Genomic DNA, 15,264 nt, shown 5'->3' with positions numbered 1-15,264 from the left:
GGCCGTGGCCACCTGGTCGGTACGCTGGAACTGGTCATGAGTACCGCGGGCCATGTCACCGGCAATACTGCGCAACTGCCCGCTGGCACCTTCCAGCTCCTGAGCGTTGTCCTGCAGCCGGCCGACAGTATCGGCAAGGAAGTCACGCAGGGTGTTGGCCGCCCGCGCCAGGCGCCCCAGCTCATCCTCCCGACGGCTGTCGACCCGGGCAGCAAAGCAGCCCTGACTGAGCTGCGCGACGTACTCGATCAACTGGCGGATCGGCTCGATCAGGCTACGGTTGACCAGCCACAGGCTGAGCAGCCCCACCAGCACCGCAGAAGCCAGCATCACCAGCAGGCCCAACCATACCGTGCGCTCGGCACTGGCGTTGATGCTGGCGGCACGCTGGCGGGCATCGGCGCGCAGTTGCTCGACCAGTTCGCTCATTTGCTCACTGGCGGCACGGTCCACGCCTTTGACCGCCCGGTCGCCCGCTACCGGGTCACCGCCTGCCGCCAGGAAGGCCTGACGGCCTTGCGCATAGGCCTGGCCCAACTGGCGATGGCTGTCGCGCAATTGCTGCAGCGACGGCTTGAGCCTGGCATCGCTGTTGTCGATCAATTGCCCGAGCAGTTGTTGAACTTGCTGTTCGCGGGCCTGGAACTGCTGCCAGTACTTGTCCATTTCCGCAGGCTGGCGGCCGCGCAACAGCACGTTCTTCCATTCCTGCACCTGGATCTTGAACTGCAGGTTGGCTTCGTCAATCAATTGCGAGGCCCGCAGCGGCCCGTCGACCAGCTCGGCGTAGCCCCGCACGCTGGACGACAGGAACTGGAAACACACCAGGGCGATCAGCAGCATCGCCAACACACTGCCGCCGAGCAGCGAGAGAATTTGCACTCTGAGGGATTTACGCAACATCGAGGGTCTCGGAACCAGAGGGAGTAGGCTGAGGCCGCTGTACAGCCTCATTACTGGCAGGCCAAAAAAAAGCTGCCATCACGCAATGGCAGCCAGGTCGAGCACTTACGCAACAGTTGAGGCAAATCTTCTCAGGCAATTACTACAGAAATGTTACAAAGCCACGACACGCTAGCCCGTGGTGAACTGCAGCGCAGCCAGCCGCGCATACAGCGGGCTGTCCTCGATCAACTGACGGTGGGTGCCCACCGCCACCAGCCGGCCTTGGTCGATGACCGCGATGCGCTCGGCATGCTGTACCGTGGCCAGGCGATGGGCGATCACCAGCGTGGTACGGCCGGCCATCAGGCTGGGCAGCGCTTGCTGGATCAAGTATTCGCTTTGTGCATCCAGGGCACTGGTGGCTTCGTCCAGCAACAGGATCGGCGCATCGACCAGCAAGGCCCGGGCAATCGCCAGGCGCTGGCGTTGCCCGCCGGAAAGGCCGATGCCGCCCTCCCCCAGTTGTGTCTGGTAGCCTTGGGGCAGTTGCCGGATGAATTCGTCGGCATGGGCGCCGCGGGCTGCTGCTTCGACTTCAGCCAAGGTCGCCTCGGGCCGGCCATAACGAATGTTGGCCTCCACCGTGCCACGGAACAGCGAGGGGTTTTGTGCCACCAAAGCAAACTGCCGGCGTAGCTGGTCGGGATCACATGCGGTAACCGGCTGGCCATCAAGCAGGATGCGCCCTTGTTGGGGGTCGTAAAAACGCAGCAACAGATCGAACAGGGTCGACTTGCCTGCCCCGGAAGGGCCTACCAGGGCGACGGTCTGCCCGGGCTCGATGGTCAGGCTCAGGCCGTCGACAGCTGCCACCGTGGGCCGTGAAGGGTAAGCGAACACGACCTGTTGCAGCTCGATATGCCCGCTGGCCCGCGGCTGCGGCAGCACCTGCGCCACGTCGGGGGGCAGGATGGCACTTCGCGCTGCCAACAGTTCGGCAATGCGCTCGGCGGCACCCGCGGCCCGTTGCAGTTCGCCGATCACCTCACTGAGGGTACCGAAGGCACTGCCGACGATCAGGCTGTAGAACACGAATGCAGCCAGCTCGCCTGCGGATATACGCCCGGCGATCACATCCATGCCGCCGACCCACAGCATCACCCCCACCGCCCCCAACACCAGCACGATCACCAGGGTTATCAGCCAGGCACGCTGTGTAATCCGCTTGCGGGCAACAGTAAACGCTGCTTCGACCGTATCAGCGAACAGTTCGCGGTCGTGCGCCTGGTGGTTGTAGGCCTGCACGGTCTTGATCTGCCCCAGCGTTTCAGCCACGTAGCTGCCCACATCGGCGACCCTGTCCTGGCTCTGCCGCGACAGGCTGCGCACCCGACGGCCGAACAACAGGATCGGTGCCAACACCAGCGGCAGCGTTACCACCACGATGCTGGTGAGCTTGGGGTTGGTGATGAACAGCAATACCACACCGCCAATGACCATCAGCGCGTTGCGCAGGAACATCGACAGCGATGAACCGATCACTGATTGCAGCAAGGTAGTGTCCGCAGTCAGCCGAGACTGGATCTCGGAGCTGCGGTTGTCCTCGAAAAAACCTGGGTGCAGGCCGATCAGGTGATCGAAGACCGCACGACGGATATCGGCCACACAACGCTCGCCAATCCACGACACCAGATAGAAACGGCTGAAGGTACCCACCGCCAGCGCCAGCACCAGCAGCAGGAACAGCCCGATGGTCTGATTGAGCTGATGCGCGGAGCGGGTCATGAAGCCTTGATCCACCAGCAGGCGGATGCCTTGGCCCATCGACAGGGTGATGCCAGCGGTGACCACCAGCGCCAGCAATGCCAATAGCACCTGACGGCGATAAGGGCGAACAAACTGCCAAGCCAGGCGCAAGGCACGGCGTTGGCGCGGGGAAACCGATTCGGGCATGGCGACGACCACAAAGGGTGGGGAAGCGGCAGCCTACCACTCATCCCGGTCGGGAGACTGCATGAAGGTTGCTATAACGCATCGATCTAACCAGCTTATGGAGCTTTCACAGGGTTTCTGCTGGACTGTTGCTGCCGTGACCCGGAAGCTGTCACAGGCCAGTCACGGCGCAGGGCTACCCTGAGCTTGAACCTGAAGAGGAGACAGTGCATGAGCTTGCAGCATGGCAGTGATAACCAGAAGCCCCAAACCTCCCCGCAACCGCAAGTATGCGGTTCGATCATTGACGCCAAGGGGCGCGAAGTGCCGATCACCGAGCAGATGATCCAGCAGGCCTGCAAGGCCCTGGAAGAAAGCCGTGTCGAGCGCGTACGCAAAGGTTGATCGGCGAATTCTTTGCAACCCGGCGCTTGCGCCGGGTTTTTATTGGCCCAGCCAGTGGGCTTGGCCGCCCCCACAGGTAACCGCACCTACCTGCAAGATCAAGGCAAGGCGTGCTTAGACCAACACCCCACCCAGGGCACTGACCAACTGCGCCAACTGCGGCGCCTCCCCGTGCAAGCGCACGGCCAGCCCCTCGATCTCGCGCCTTGGCGGGTATTGCTTGCGCAACTGGTCGAACGCTGCTCGCTGTTGCTGCGGATCATCGCTGAGGCTACGGCGGAAATCGGCATCATCACGGCGCGGGTCATACACGGCGCGACACAGGGTGGCCAAGGCCCAGGACAGGTCGGTGCTGGCATCCAGCTCGATCTGCGCCAGCGGTGGCTTGGGCAGCAGCTCGGCCAGTCGCACCTGCTCATTCACACCGAGGAAGCGACACAGCGCCTGGTAGATCTGCGCCGTGCCACGCTGGCGGCCATCGAGGCTATAGCCGGCAATGTGCGGCGTAGCCAGGGTGCACAGGTCGGCCAACGTCAGGTCGACCTGCGGCTCCCCTTCCCACACATCCAGCACCGCGTGCACGTCTTCACGGTCCAGCAGCAGCTCGCGCAGGGCCACGTTGTCCACTACCGGGCCACGGCTGGCGTTTACCAGCCAGGCACCCGGGCGCAACTGTGCCAGCTGCGCCTGCCCCAGCAGGTGCCAGGTCGGGTGCTGGCCGCCGCGTTGCAACGGGGTATGCAAGCTGATCACATCGCACTGCTGCAGGATGGTTTCGAGGCTGACGTAGTCGCCGCCCTCCGCGGCCTGACGCAACGGGTCGCACACCAGCACCTTCCAGCCCAGGCCATGCAGCACCCGCACGAGGCGGCCACCCACTTCACCCGCGCCGACAACGCCATATACGCGCTCAGGCAATGCCACGCCATCCAGTTCGGCCAGGGTCAGCAGGCTGCCCAGCACGTAATCGACCACGCCGCGGGCATTGCAGCCAGGTGCGCTGCTCCAGCGGATGCCAGCTTCTGCAAAGTAGTCCAGGTCCAGGTGATCAGTGCCGATGGTGCACGTGCCGACAAAGCGTACACGGCTGCCTTCGAGCAACTGACGGTCGACCTTGGTCACCGAGCGCACCAGGAGGATATCGGCGTCCTTGACGCTGGCAGCATCGAGGCTTCGGCCGGGGTAGCGGCGAATTTCACCGAAACCCTGGAAGAAGGCATCGAGCAGCGGGATGTTCTCGTCGGCAACTATCAGCATGGCGCTCTCCTGTCTGGGGAGCGCAGTGTAGGCGCAACGCCGGGCGTGTTCCAGAGCGATTCAGTCGGCTTTCTTGCGGATCCAGTACAGGAAAGTGCCGGCGTCCTCTTGTTGCTGCAGCAGCTCGTGGCCGAGGAAGTTGCAGAACTTGGGGATGTCGCGGCGGGTCGACGGGTCGGTGGCGATGACCTTGAGCAGGCCGCCGGCGGCCAGGTTGCGTACGTGCTGGTGCAGCATCATCACGGGTTCCGGGCAGTTCAGGCCGGTGGCATCGAGGATGGCGTCGGGGGTGAAATCGGTCATGGGGGGCTCCGAAAATGATCGCTATTGTCGCGCATAGCGCGACGCGGTCCAAGCACGGCTTTCAAACCCAGCGCTGAGTCAGGACAGACGAATTTGCTTCTTGCTTCTTGGATGTGGGCATTTAGATTGAGCAGGTATTCGTTCACGCAGGTGGCGCATAGTCACCTTTCCGCCCTTACGGCGGGTCCCTTTTTGTCGTGGCAAAAAGGAACCAAAAACCGTCGGCTCCCATCATCCGGCCCCTGCGCTGCGCTCCGGGGTCCCCTCGCTCCGGGCTTGCTCCCGGGAGGACCGCGCTGCAGGCCCCATCCTGGGGCCCAGCGCTTGACGGGCATCCATGCCCGTCACCTCCCTTCGCAAGCCCTGCACTCGGCCTCCTGAAGTCGCAATCTGCGTCGCATGAACTATCGCGCGCTTAGAAGCAACAGCAAAAGCAAAAGCAGACGCAGAAGCACAAGCAGAAGCAGAAGCAGAAGCAGAACGACGCGCTGGCCTCAGCGGGGCTTCAAGTCGAGCCGCCGCAGGTGGCAGGTTACTTCTTCACGGTCGTGGTACAGCTGCTTGCAGGCAATCGACACCTTGATCTTGCGTGCCTTGAATGTTGCCTCCATACGGTCGAGCAGGCGCCGTACTTCGGCATAACGCTGCTTCATCGGCAACTTCAGGTTGACCACCGCCTCGCGGCACAGCCCCTCACCCAGCCAGGTTTCAATCAGCGAGGTGGTACGCGCCGGCTTCTCGACGATATCGCACACCATCCAGTCTACCGGCTGCTTCGGCTGCCAGGTAAACCCATCGGCCATCAAGTGCTGGACCAGGCCGGTGTCCATCAGGCTTTCGGCCATCGGCCCGTTATCGATGGCTGTCACCAGCATGCCACGGCGCACCAGCTGGTAGGTCCAGCCACCCGGTGAGGCTCCCAGGTCGACGCCGGTCATGTCATCCCCCAGGCGCTGCTCCCACTGCTCACGCGGAATGAACTGGTGCCAGGCTTCTTCCAGCTTGAGTGTCGAACGGCTAGGTGCCTCGCGAGGGAACTTCAGGCGCGGGATGCCCATGGGCCACAAGGCGCTGTTGCTGGCCGATGCCACGCCGACAAATACCCGCCGGCCGCTGATGAAGGTCAGCAGCAAGCGTGGGCGACCGGGGTCGTCGACCAGGCGGCCGGCCTTCTCCAGGGCCTTGCGCAACGGCACTTCGAACTTTCGGCAAAAAGTGGACAATTCCTTGCCTTCGTTGCTGTCCAGCACCTCCAGCCAAAGGCTACCGAACACCGGGAAGTCAGCCAACTGCGCCAGCAGTACGCTGATGCGGTCACTTTCCGGCAGTTCAACGTAACCGCCACGTGCCCACTGCCGCGGGAAAATCAGCTGGTTGAAACGCAGTTCCCCCATCAAGCGCTCGGCACCGCCCTCCTCGCTACAGACAAACTCGGCACTGGCACTTTGCGGCTTGCCTTTGGCATAGCCGGCAACACCCAGGCGGGCGGCATGTTCGCTGATTTCGGCGCAAACCTCGCCCTCGAAACCGGGCCGGCAATGCATGAACAGGGTATTCATCTCTCACTCCACGACGGCTGGCGCACCACAGGCGCCGGCAGGGCGGCGATGATAAAGGAAGTTCGGAACCTGCGACACGCCCCGCCGGTCCAGAAAAGGGTCAGGTAGCGTAAACCGGTCTAACCTGACCATTCAGCCAGGTCCGTGCCGTGCGGACCGATACAGAGCGGTGCTGCCGGCAAACCGTGACTATTTGCCGGGCACCGGTGCAGAAGGAGTTGGCAATGCCCTCGCTCGATAGCCTGAACACCCTCAAGCCCCTCAAGGTCGGCGACCAGACCTACCACTACTTCAGCCTCACCGAGGCCGCCCGCCAGCTGGGTGACCTGCAGCGCCTGCCCATGTCGCTGAAAGTGCTGCTGGAAAATCTGCTGCGCTGGGAGGATGGCGCGACCGTCACCGGCGACGACTTGCGCGCCATTGCCCAATGGCTTGGCGAACGCCGCTCGGACCGCGAGATCCAGTACCGCCCGGCGCGGGTGTTGATGCAGGACTTCACCGGTGTGCCCGCCGTGGTCGACCTGGCCGCCATGCGCGCCGCCATGGCCAAGGCTGGCGGCGACCCGCAACGGATCAACCCGCTGTCACCGGTCGACCTGGTGATCGATCACTCGGTAATGGTCGACCGCTACGGCACGCCGCAAGCCTTTGCCGAAAACGTCGACATCGAAATGCAGCGCAATGGCGAGCGCTATGCCTTTCTGCGTTGGGGCCAGAGCGCCTTCGACAACTTCCGCGTAGTTCCCCCGGGCACCGGCATTTGCCACCAGGTCAACCTGGAGTACCTGGGCCGCACGGTGTGGACCCGTGAGGCCGACGGCCGCACCTATGCCTTCCCCGATACCTTGGTGGGCACAGACTCGCACACCACCATGATCAACGGCCTGGGCGTACTCGGCTGGGGTGTCGGCGGCATCGAAGCGGAAGCGGCCATGCTCGGCCAGCCGGTATCGATGCTGATCCCCGAAGTGATCGGCTTCAAGCTGACCGGCAAGCTGCGGGAGGGCATCACTGCCACTGACCTGGTGCTGACCGTGACACAGATGCTGCGCAAGAAAGGCGTGGTGGGCAAGTTCGTTGAATTCTACGGCGACGGCCTGGCCGAGCTGCCCCTGGCCGACCGCGCAACCATCGCCAACATGGCACCGGAATACGGCGCCACCTGTGGCTTCTTCCCGGTCGACCAGGTCACCTTGGACTATCTGCGGCTTTCGGGCCGCCCCGAAGCGACCGTGCAGCTGGTCGAACAGTACTGCAAGGCGCAGGGCATGTGGCGCCTGCCCGGCCAGGAGCCGTTATTCAGCGACACGCTGGCCCTGGACATGGACGACGTCGAAGCCAGCCTGGCCGGACCCAAACGGCCACAGGACCGCGTAGCGCTGGGCCAGGTCAGTCAAGCCTTCGACCAGTTCATCGCGCTGCAGCCCAAACCGTTGGCCAAAGAAGTTGGTCGCCTGGAAAGCGAAGGTGGCGGCGGTGTAGCAGTGGGCAACGCCGACCAGGCCGGTGCAGTCGACTACAGCCATCAGGGCCAGACCCACACCCTGCGCGATGGCGCCGTGGTGATTGCCGCGATCACCTCATGTACCAACACGTCCAACCCCAGCGTGATGATGGCTGCCGGGCTGGTGGCAAAAAAAGCACTGGAAAAAGGCCTGCAACGCAAACCTTGGGTCAAGAGCTCGCTGGCGCCAGGCTCCAAGGTAGTCACCGACTACTTCAAGGCAGCCGGGCTCACGCCTTACCTCGACCAACTGGGTTTTGATCTGGTCGGTTATGGCTGCACCACCTGCATCGGCAACTCCGGCCCGCTGGACGAGGCGATCGAAAAAGCCATTGGCAGCGCCGACCTGACCGTGGCCTCGGTGCTATCGGGCAACCGCAACTTCGAGGGCCGCGTGCACCCGCTGGTCAAGACCAACTGGCTGGCCTCGCCCCCGCTGGTGGTGGCCTACGCCCTGGCCGGCAGCGTGCGCCTGGACCTGACGCGCGATCCGCTGGGCTCAGGCAAGGACGGCCAACCGGTCTACCTGCGTGATATCTGGCCGACCCAGCAGGAAATTGCCGAGGCCGTGGCCAAGGTCGATACGGCGATGTTCCACAAGGAATATGCCGAAGTGTTCGCCGGTGATGCGCAATGGCAGGCCATCGAGGTGCCACAGGCCGCCACTTACGTGTGGCAGGCTGACTCCACCTACATCCAGCACCCACCGTTCTTCGACGGCATCGGCGGGCCGCCGCCACAAATTGCCAATATTCACGGCGCACGGGTGCTGGCGCTGCTGGGCGACTCAGTGACCACCGACCACATTTCCCCCGCGGGCAACATCAAGACCGACAGCCCGGCCGGGCGCTACCTGCGCGAACAGGGTGTGGAGCCTCGCGACTTCAACTCCTACGGTTCGCGGCGTGGCAACCACGAAGTGATGATGCGCGGCACCTTCGCCAACATCCGTATCCGCAACGAAATGCTGGCAGGTGAAGAAGGCGGCAACACCTTGCATGTGCCCACTGGCGAGAAGCTGTCGATCTACGACGCGGCCATGCGTTACCAGCAGGAGGGCACCCCGCTGCTGGTGATTGCCGGCCAGGAGTACGGTACCGGCTCGAGCCGCGACTGGGCAGCCAAGGGTACCAACCTGCTGGGGGTCAAGGCCGTGCTGGCAGAAAGCTTCGAGCGTATTCACCGCTCCAACCTGGTGGGCATGGGCGTGTTGCCACTGCAATTCAAGGCCGGGCACAACCGCAAACAGCTGGGGCTGACCGGCAAGGAACAGATCGATGTACTGGGGCTGGACGGCGCACATATTCGCCCCGGCATGAGCCTGCCCTTGCGCATTACCCGCGAGGATGGCCAGCAGGAACAGATCGAGGTGCTATGCCGGATTGATACCCTGAACGAGGTGGAGTACTTCAAGGCCGGGGGGATTCTGCACTATGTGTTGCGCCAGATGATCGCCGGTTGAGACGGAGCGTCTGGCCGAAGATGTGTTCCGCTCTCTAGACCGAGCGCTGCGCGGGCGGCGCTCGGTCTCCTACACGCCAATACCTCAAGGCTATATGCTTTAAAGTCCCACGCGACAGCACTGGCCCTTGGCCATCCATTCGGTCATCATCTGACTTACCCGTCATTGAGTGCAATCAATGAACCAAATATCCATTCAATAAAACCAGCGGCTTGCCGATACCTGTCGAAAGCCCTGCGGACTATCACCCATGCGTAACAACCAGCCGATTACCCAGAGAGAACGGACTTTCCCTGCCCAGCAGCGGTTGATCTCCACTACCAACGCCAAGGGTGTGGTCACCTACTGCAACGATGCCTTTATCGAAATCAGTGGATTCACCCGCGAGGAGCTGACTGGCGCACCGCACAACCTGGTGCGTCACCCCGACGTACCGCCTGCCGTGTTTGCCCATATGTGGCAAACCCTCAAGCAGGGCCAGCCGTGGATGGGCATCGTCAAGAACCGCTGCAAGTCCGGTGACCATTACTGGGTCAACGCCTATGTCACACCCATCTTCGATAACAACCAGGTTGTCGGTTTCGAGTCGGTGCGGGTCAAGCCCACCGCCGAGCAGATCCGCCGCGCCGAGGCCCTGTATCAGCGCATCAACCAGGGCAAGCCACCGGTACCGCGCCGCGACAAGTGGCTGCCAGTGCTGCAGGACTGGCTACCGTTCATCCTGATCAGCCAGGTGGGCTTCCTGATCGGCAACTGGCTGGGTCATTCCTGGGGCTTTGCCTTGGCCGCAGGGCTTTCGGTACCACTGGGCCTGCTCGGCCTGAGCTGGCAGCAGCGCGGCCTCAAGCGCCTGCTGCGCCTGGCCGAGCAAACCACTTCCGACCCACTGATCGCGCAGATGTACACCGACAGCCGTGGCGTGCAGGCGCGCCTGGAAATGGCCATGCTCAGCCAGGACGCACGCATGAAAACCTGCCTGACCCGCCTACAAGACAGTGCCGAACTCCTGAGCGACCAGGCACGCCAGTCCGATGCCTTGGCGCACAAGAGCTCTACGGGGCTGGAGCGCCAGCGGGTGGAGACCGAGCAAGTCGCCGCTGCGGTAAACCAGATGGCCGCCACCACTCAGGAAGTGGCCAACCATGTGCAGCGCACCGCCGATGCCACCCAGGAAGCCAACCGCCTGACCAGCCAAGGCCGGCAAATTGCCGGAGAAACCCGCGAGGCCATCGAACGTCTGTCGGCGGCAGTGGGCGAGACCGGCCAGACGGTTACGCAACTGGCCAAGGACAGCGACGAGATTGGTGGCGTGGTCGACGTGATCAAGGGCATCGCCGACCAGACCAACCTGCTGGCACTGAACGCAGCCATTGAAGCGGCGCGCGCCGGTGAAATGGGCCGTGGTTTTGCCGTAGTGGCTGATGAAGTGCGTCAGTTGGCCCAGCGCACCGCCGAATCCACCGGGCAGATCCATGGCCTGATCGCCAAGCTGCAACAGACCGCCAGTAACGCAGTGCAGACCATGGAAACCGGCCACCGCCAGGCACAGGAAGGCGTCGACCGGGTAATGCAGGCTGACGAGGCGTTGGTAGGCATCAGCGAAGCGGTGGCCAATATCACCGACATGGCCACCCAGATTGCAGCTGCAACCGAGGAGCAGACCGCAGTGGCTGACGAGATCAGCCGCAACATCAGCACCATTGCCGAACTGGCCGACCAGACCGCCGAACAGGCGCAGCACTCGGCACTGCTGAGCGAGGAACTGACCAGCACGGCGGGCAGCCAGTATTCGCTGGTGGAGCGCTTCAACCGCTGAAGCTCGCGACTTGGCCCTCCGCCGCGGTGGAGGGCACCGGCTCTGCCGGTGTTCGCGGGCAAGCCCGCCCCTACAACGGAATGTGCCGAACCACCGATGCGTGCGTAGGAGCGGGTTTACCCGCGAATACGGTAGCAGCGGCAACGGTGAACGGCGGGTGGAGATTGGCCAGCAGGGCCGGCCCTTTCGCGGGTAAACCCGCTCCTACGACGGCCTGTGCCGAACCCCCGATGCGTGTGTAGGAGCGGGTTTACCCGCGAATACGGTGGCGACGGCAACGGTGAACGGCAAGTGTAAATTGGCCAGCAGGCCCGGCCCATTCGCGGGTAAACCCGCGCCTACGACGGCCTGTGCCGAACCCCCGATGCGTGTGTAGGAGCGGGTTTACCCGCGAATACGGTGGCGACGGCAACGGTGAACGGCAAGTGTAAATTGGCCAGCAGGCCCGGCCCATTAGCGGGTAAACCCGCGCCTACGACGGCCTGTGCCGAACCACCGATGCGTGCGTAGGAGCGGGTTTACCCGCGAATACGGTAGCGGCGGCAACGGTGAACGGCGGGTGGAGATTGGCCAGCAGGGCCGGCCCTTTCGCGGGTAAACCCGCTCCTACACGCGGCCTGTGCCGAACCACCGATGCGTGTGTAGGAGCGGGTTTACCCGCGAATACGGTGGCGGCAGCAACAGTGAACGGCGGGTGGAAATTGGCCAGCAGGCCCGGCCCTTTCGCAGGTGAACCCGCTTGCTGTGTTACCAGTCCAACCGCAACCGGCTCTCGAAGTAGCGCTCTTCGCCACTCAGCGGGTCCTCGAAACGCAGGCTCTGCGCCAACAGTTTCAGCGGCCGCTGGTAGTCATCCTCTTCATTGAGCAACTGCGGATAGAACGGGTCATTGCTGATCCCTGCCCCCAAGGCCGCCATGTGCACACGCAACTGATGGGTCTTGCCGGTCACGGGCGATAGCCCATAGCGCCATCGCTCACCGTTCTTCTCCAGCACCTCGGCCAGGGTTTCACTGTTGGCCTCACCCTCCACCTCATGCATGCGGAAAAATGGCTCGCCATGCACCAGGCGGCTTTTGTGCACCAGCGGAAATGCATGCTGCGGCATGGCAGCGGCAATGGCCTGGTAACGCTTGTCGATACGCCGCTCGGGGAACAGCCGCTGGTAGGCGCTGCGGCTGTGCGGGTTGGCGGAAAACAGCACGAGCCCAGCGGTGTGCCGGTCGATGCGGTGCAACGGCACCAGGTGCGGATTGTCCAGGCGACGGATCAGGCGACGCAACAAGGTCTGCTCGACGTATTCACCGGTCGGCGTCACCGGCAGGAAATGCGGTTTATCGGCCACCACCAGGTGCTCGTCCACATGCAGCACCACCTCCTGCACCGGAATCGGCCGTTCGTTCGGCACTTCGCGGAAGTAATGCAAACGCATGCCACGCTTGTAAGGCAGGTCGGCGGCAACTGCGTGCCCGTTGGCATCCAGCACCCGGCCACGGGCAAAGCGGTCAAGCCACTGGGCGCGGTCGATGGCCTTGAAATGGTCACACAAGCAATCGAGCACCGTCACCCAGTTACCAGGTGGCAGGCACACCGTACTGGCTTGCTGGCGGGCGGGGTCGAAAGGCGTGGTCATGGCTGGGCTCGAGACGTTCATGGCCGCGCATTATCGCCCAAGCCCGCCCCCTCAACCAGCCTGGGCCATCGCCTCGCAGCGCTCCTTCAGCCAGCGCAGTACCTGCACCGGCTCCCAGCGGCCAGGGTCGTAGAGTGCATAGAGCAACCCCTCATAACCCACCACATCCAGCCCTCGGTGGTATCCGGCCCGCTGGAACAAGGCCTCGATCTCGGCGAAGCAGGTATTGAAGTGGACTTTGCCGAACGGCGTGCAGTCGCCCGTCACCAGGCCTTCGAGGCGCAGTTCCAGAACGGCGTCAGCCACCCGATCCACGGGCATGCGGTTGACGCTGTACTTGAGTTGCTCGACATTGAGCATGGCTTCACCTCGATACTGTATTTATATACAGCATACGAACATCCCCTTGCTGCCGTCAATGCGCTTCATTGCAGCCCCGCCAGGTAGCCGCTGCCTTTACGCAGGGTCAGCACCTGCCTGCGCGGCGTGCCGCGCGTCACCGACAGGTGCACCCATTTATCGAATTCCAGGATCAGCTGATCGAAGGGCACCGTACTTTCGCTGACTCGCCGAACGGTCTCACGCGGGCTGACCTCGATCACCGTGAAGTCCGCCGCCAGCCCTTGCACGTGCTGGCTATCGGAGGCGCCACCGATCAACCGATTGACCCTTTCACTGCGATACCCGCTGCTGATGATGATGGGCGCGTCGAACAATGCACGTACCTGTTCCAGCGCACAGCACAGCAATTGCAGGTTGGCCCTGGCTTCGAGGGGCGGTGCATTATCGAACCCTTCGCGGGCGGCGAGCTGGGAAACGGTCATTTCATCGAAGGTGAAATGTGGAGTGATGAACATGGCGAGCTATTCCGATGATGGAGAAGGTTACCGGCGACGGTGCGCCTCCACCGGATCATCAGCTCGCTTCACAGATCATGGAGCAGGGTTGCAACTCCTCTGCAGCCATCATTGCCCAAGAAAAGCCACCACTTGTTCGGTATCGAACGGCCAGTGCAGCTCGGCGCCGTTGTCACAGCGCCGCAGCACCGGAATGATCAGGCCATAACGTTCGAACAAAAGCTCGCTCTCGGCGATATCGACCAGCTCTACCAGCAGGCCATGATCGACGAGAGGCATCAACACAGCCTCGGCCACTTCGCAGAGGTGGCAGCCGAGGGTGCCGAACAGTTGACATTCAGGCAGCATGTGGCAGGTCCCGGGTGGCATACACAGAAGCCTATTCTAGGCGCGCCACGCCCACCCTGCACCTGACCAGGCTCAATCCTGGCTGGTAGCACCGATCCGGTGCAGCGACAGGTCCGCGCCTTGGAACTCCTGCTCATGGCTCAAGCGCAGGCCATGCAACGCTCGAATGGCTCCGTACACGGCAAAGCCACCGGCCAAGGCCACCAGCACGCCCATCAGGCTGCCCAGCAACTGGCTGACCAGGCTGACACCGCCCATGCCGCCCAGCGCCACCTGGCCGAACACGCCACAGGCGATGCCCCCCCACACGCCACACAGGCCATGCAACGGCCACACACCCAGGACGTCGTCGATTTTCCAGCGATTTTGCGCGGCGGTGAAGGTCCAGACAAAGAGCGCCCCCGCCACCAGGCCGGTGACCAGCGCTCCAACCGGGTGCATCAGATCGGAACCTGCGCAAATCGCCACCAGCCCGGCCAGCGGGCCGTTATGCAGAAAGCCCGGGTCGTTGCGCCCGGCCAGCAACGCCGACAGGGTGCCACCCACCATCGCCATCAGCGAGTTGATCGCCACCAGGCCGCTGACGCCCTGCAAGGTCTGGGCACTCATGACGTTGAAGCCAAACCAGCCGATGATGAGGATCCACGAGCCCAACGCCAGAAAGGGAATGCTCGACGGCGCAAACGCCACCAATCGGCCCTCGCGGTAGCGCCCACGGCGCGCCCCCAGCAGCAGCACCGCCGCCAGCGCCAGCCAGCCCCCCATGGCGTGTACCACCACAGACCCGGCAAAGTCGTGGAACGGTGCGCCGAAGCGTGCCTGCAGCCAAGCCTGCACGCCCAGGTTGCCGTTCCACACCACGCCCTCGAAGAACGGATAGACGAACGCCACGATCAATGCCGTGGCGCACAACTGCGGCACGAACCGCGCCCGCTCGGCAATGCCCCCGGAGATGATCGCCGGAATCGCCGCCGCAAAGGTCAGCAGGAAGAAGCACTTGACCAGCGCATAGCCATGGTCGACAGCCAGTGTTGTCGCCGGCTGGAAGAAGTTGACTCCGTAGGCGATCCAGTAGCCTATAAAGAAGTAGACCAGCGCCGAGATGGCAAAGTCGCTGAGGATCTTCGACAAGGCGTTGACCTGGTTCTTGTGGCGCACCGTGCCCACTTCAAGGAACGCGAAGCCGGCATGCATGGCCAGCACCAGAATGGCGCCCATGAGAATGAACAGGGTGTTGGAACCGTGGACCAGAGAGTCCATAGCGCTGTGCATGTTTTCCATGAAATAGGCAGACCTGCTGAAAA

General features: G+C 63.1%; 12 protein-coding genes and 1 pseudogene. 3 read left to right on the top strand and 10 right to left on the bottom strand.

The window, feature by feature from the left end; all coding sequences use genetic code 11:
- Positions 1-171: 171 nt before the first annotated feature.
- Both BJQ17_RS32585 and BJQ17_RS17515 read right to left on the bottom strand, forming a co-directional pair.
- A pseudogene (locus tag BJQ17_RS32585) lies at positions 172-330 on the bottom strand (HAMP domain-containing protein); the annotation flags it as partial.
- A gap of 744 nt (positions 331-1,074) precedes the next feature.
- Positions 1,075-2,838 (bottom strand): ABC transporter transmembrane domain-containing protein, encoded by a 1,764-nt coding sequence (locus BJQ17_RS17515; RefSeq protein WP_047604622.1) that lies wholly within the window; start codon positions 2,836-2,838, stop codon positions 1,075-1,077.
- Positions 2,839-3,048: 210 nt separating this feature from the next.
- On the opposite strand from BJQ17_RS17515, the gene BJQ17_RS31720 reads away from it, so the two are divergent.
- Positions 3,049-3,222: a PA1571 family protein gene (locus BJQ17_RS31720; RefSeq protein ID WP_003248731.1), complete on the top strand. Its 174-nt coding sequence runs from the start codon at positions 3,049-3,051 to the stop codon at positions 3,220-3,222.
- A 114-nt stretch (positions 3,223-3,336) separates the two neighbouring features.
- On the opposite strand, the gene pdxB is transcribed toward BJQ17_RS31720, so the two are convergent.
- The 3 genes from pdxB to rlmM all read right to left on the bottom strand — a co-directional run bounded on the left by pdxB (position 3,337) and on the right by rlmM (position 6,341).
- Entirely contained in the window at positions 3,337-4,479 is a 1,143-nt protein-coding gene (gene pdxB / locus BJQ17_RS17510) for a 4-phosphoerythronate dehydrogenase PdxB (protein WP_004577094.1), read from the bottom strand.
- 60 nt (positions 4,480-4,539) lie between these two features.
- Positions 4,540-4,782: a sulfurtransferase TusA gene (gene tusA / locus BJQ17_RS17505; protein WP_003248727.1), complete on the bottom strand. Its 243-nt coding sequence runs from the start codon at positions 4,780-4,782 to the stop codon at positions 4,540-4,542.
- 494 nt (positions 4,783-5,276) lie between these two features.
- Positions 5,277-6,341: a 23S rRNA (cytidine(2498)-2'-O)-methyltransferase RlmM gene (gene rlmM, locus BJQ17_RS17500; protein WP_003248725.1), complete on the bottom strand. Its 1,065-nt coding sequence runs from the start codon at positions 6,339-6,341 to the stop codon at positions 5,277-5,279.
- A 224-nt stretch (positions 6,342-6,565) separates the two neighbouring features.
- Between rlmM and acnA the strand changes: the two genes are divergently transcribed.
- On the top strand, positions 6,566-9,307 hold the full coding sequence (gene acnA / locus BJQ17_RS17495; RefSeq protein WP_070096381.1) for an aconitate hydratase AcnA: 2,742 nt from the start codon (positions 6,566-6,568) through the stop codon (positions 9,305-9,307).
- Between the two features lie 250 nt (positions 9,308-9,557).
- Entirely contained in the window at positions 9,558-11,123 is a 1,566-nt protein-coding gene (locus BJQ17_RS17490) for a PAS domain-containing methyl-accepting chemotaxis protein (protein WP_003248720.1), read from the top strand.
- A gap of 747 nt (positions 11,124-11,870) precedes the next feature.
- Here the strand turns inward: BJQ17_RS17490 and BJQ17_RS17485 are convergent.
- From BJQ17_RS17485 to BJQ17_RS17465, 5 genes are all read right to left on the bottom strand, one after another.
- Positions 11,871-12,755: a pseudouridine synthase gene (locus tag BJQ17_RS17485; protein ID WP_003248719.1), complete on the bottom strand. Its 885-nt coding sequence runs from the start codon at positions 12,753-12,755 to the stop codon at positions 11,871-11,873.
- A gap of 51 nt (positions 12,756-12,806) precedes the next feature.
- Positions 12,807-13,115 carry a hypothetical protein gene (locus BJQ17_RS17480; protein ID WP_003248718.1) on the bottom strand — a complete coding sequence of 103 codons (309 nt, stop codon included), beginning with the start codon at positions 13,113-13,115 and terminating at the stop codon, positions 12,807-12,809.
- Positions 13,116-13,180: 65 nt separating this feature from the next.
- Positions 13,181-13,612, bottom strand: a complete 432-nt coding sequence (locus tag BJQ17_RS17475) for a D-Ala-D-Ala carboxypeptidase family metallohydrolase (RefSeq protein WP_003248716.1) — start codon at positions 13,610-13,612, stop codon at positions 13,181-13,183.
- Positions 13,613-13,720: 108 nt separating this feature from the next.
- Positions 13,721-13,960: a glutaredoxin family protein gene (locus tag BJQ17_RS17470; RefSeq protein WP_003248714.1), complete on the bottom strand. Its 240-nt coding sequence runs from the start codon at positions 13,958-13,960 to the stop codon at positions 13,721-13,723.
- A 72-nt stretch (positions 13,961-14,032) separates the two neighbouring features.
- Complete coding sequence (locus BJQ17_RS17465) at positions 14,033-15,241, bottom strand: ammonium transporter (protein WP_003248712.1); 1,209 nt, start codon at positions 15,239-15,241, stop codon at positions 14,033-14,035.
- Positions 15,242-15,264: the final 23 nt, after the last annotated feature.

Source organism: Pseudomonas sp. NBRC 111139 (genome assembly GCF_001753955.1).
Classification (GTDB): domain Bacteria; phylum Pseudomonadota; class Gammaproteobacteria; order Pseudomonadales; family Pseudomonadaceae; genus Aquipseudomonas; species Aquipseudomonas alloputida.
The sequence above is the reverse complement of the archived record's forward strand: the minus strand, read 5'-3'. Positions and strand labels throughout refer to the sequence as shown.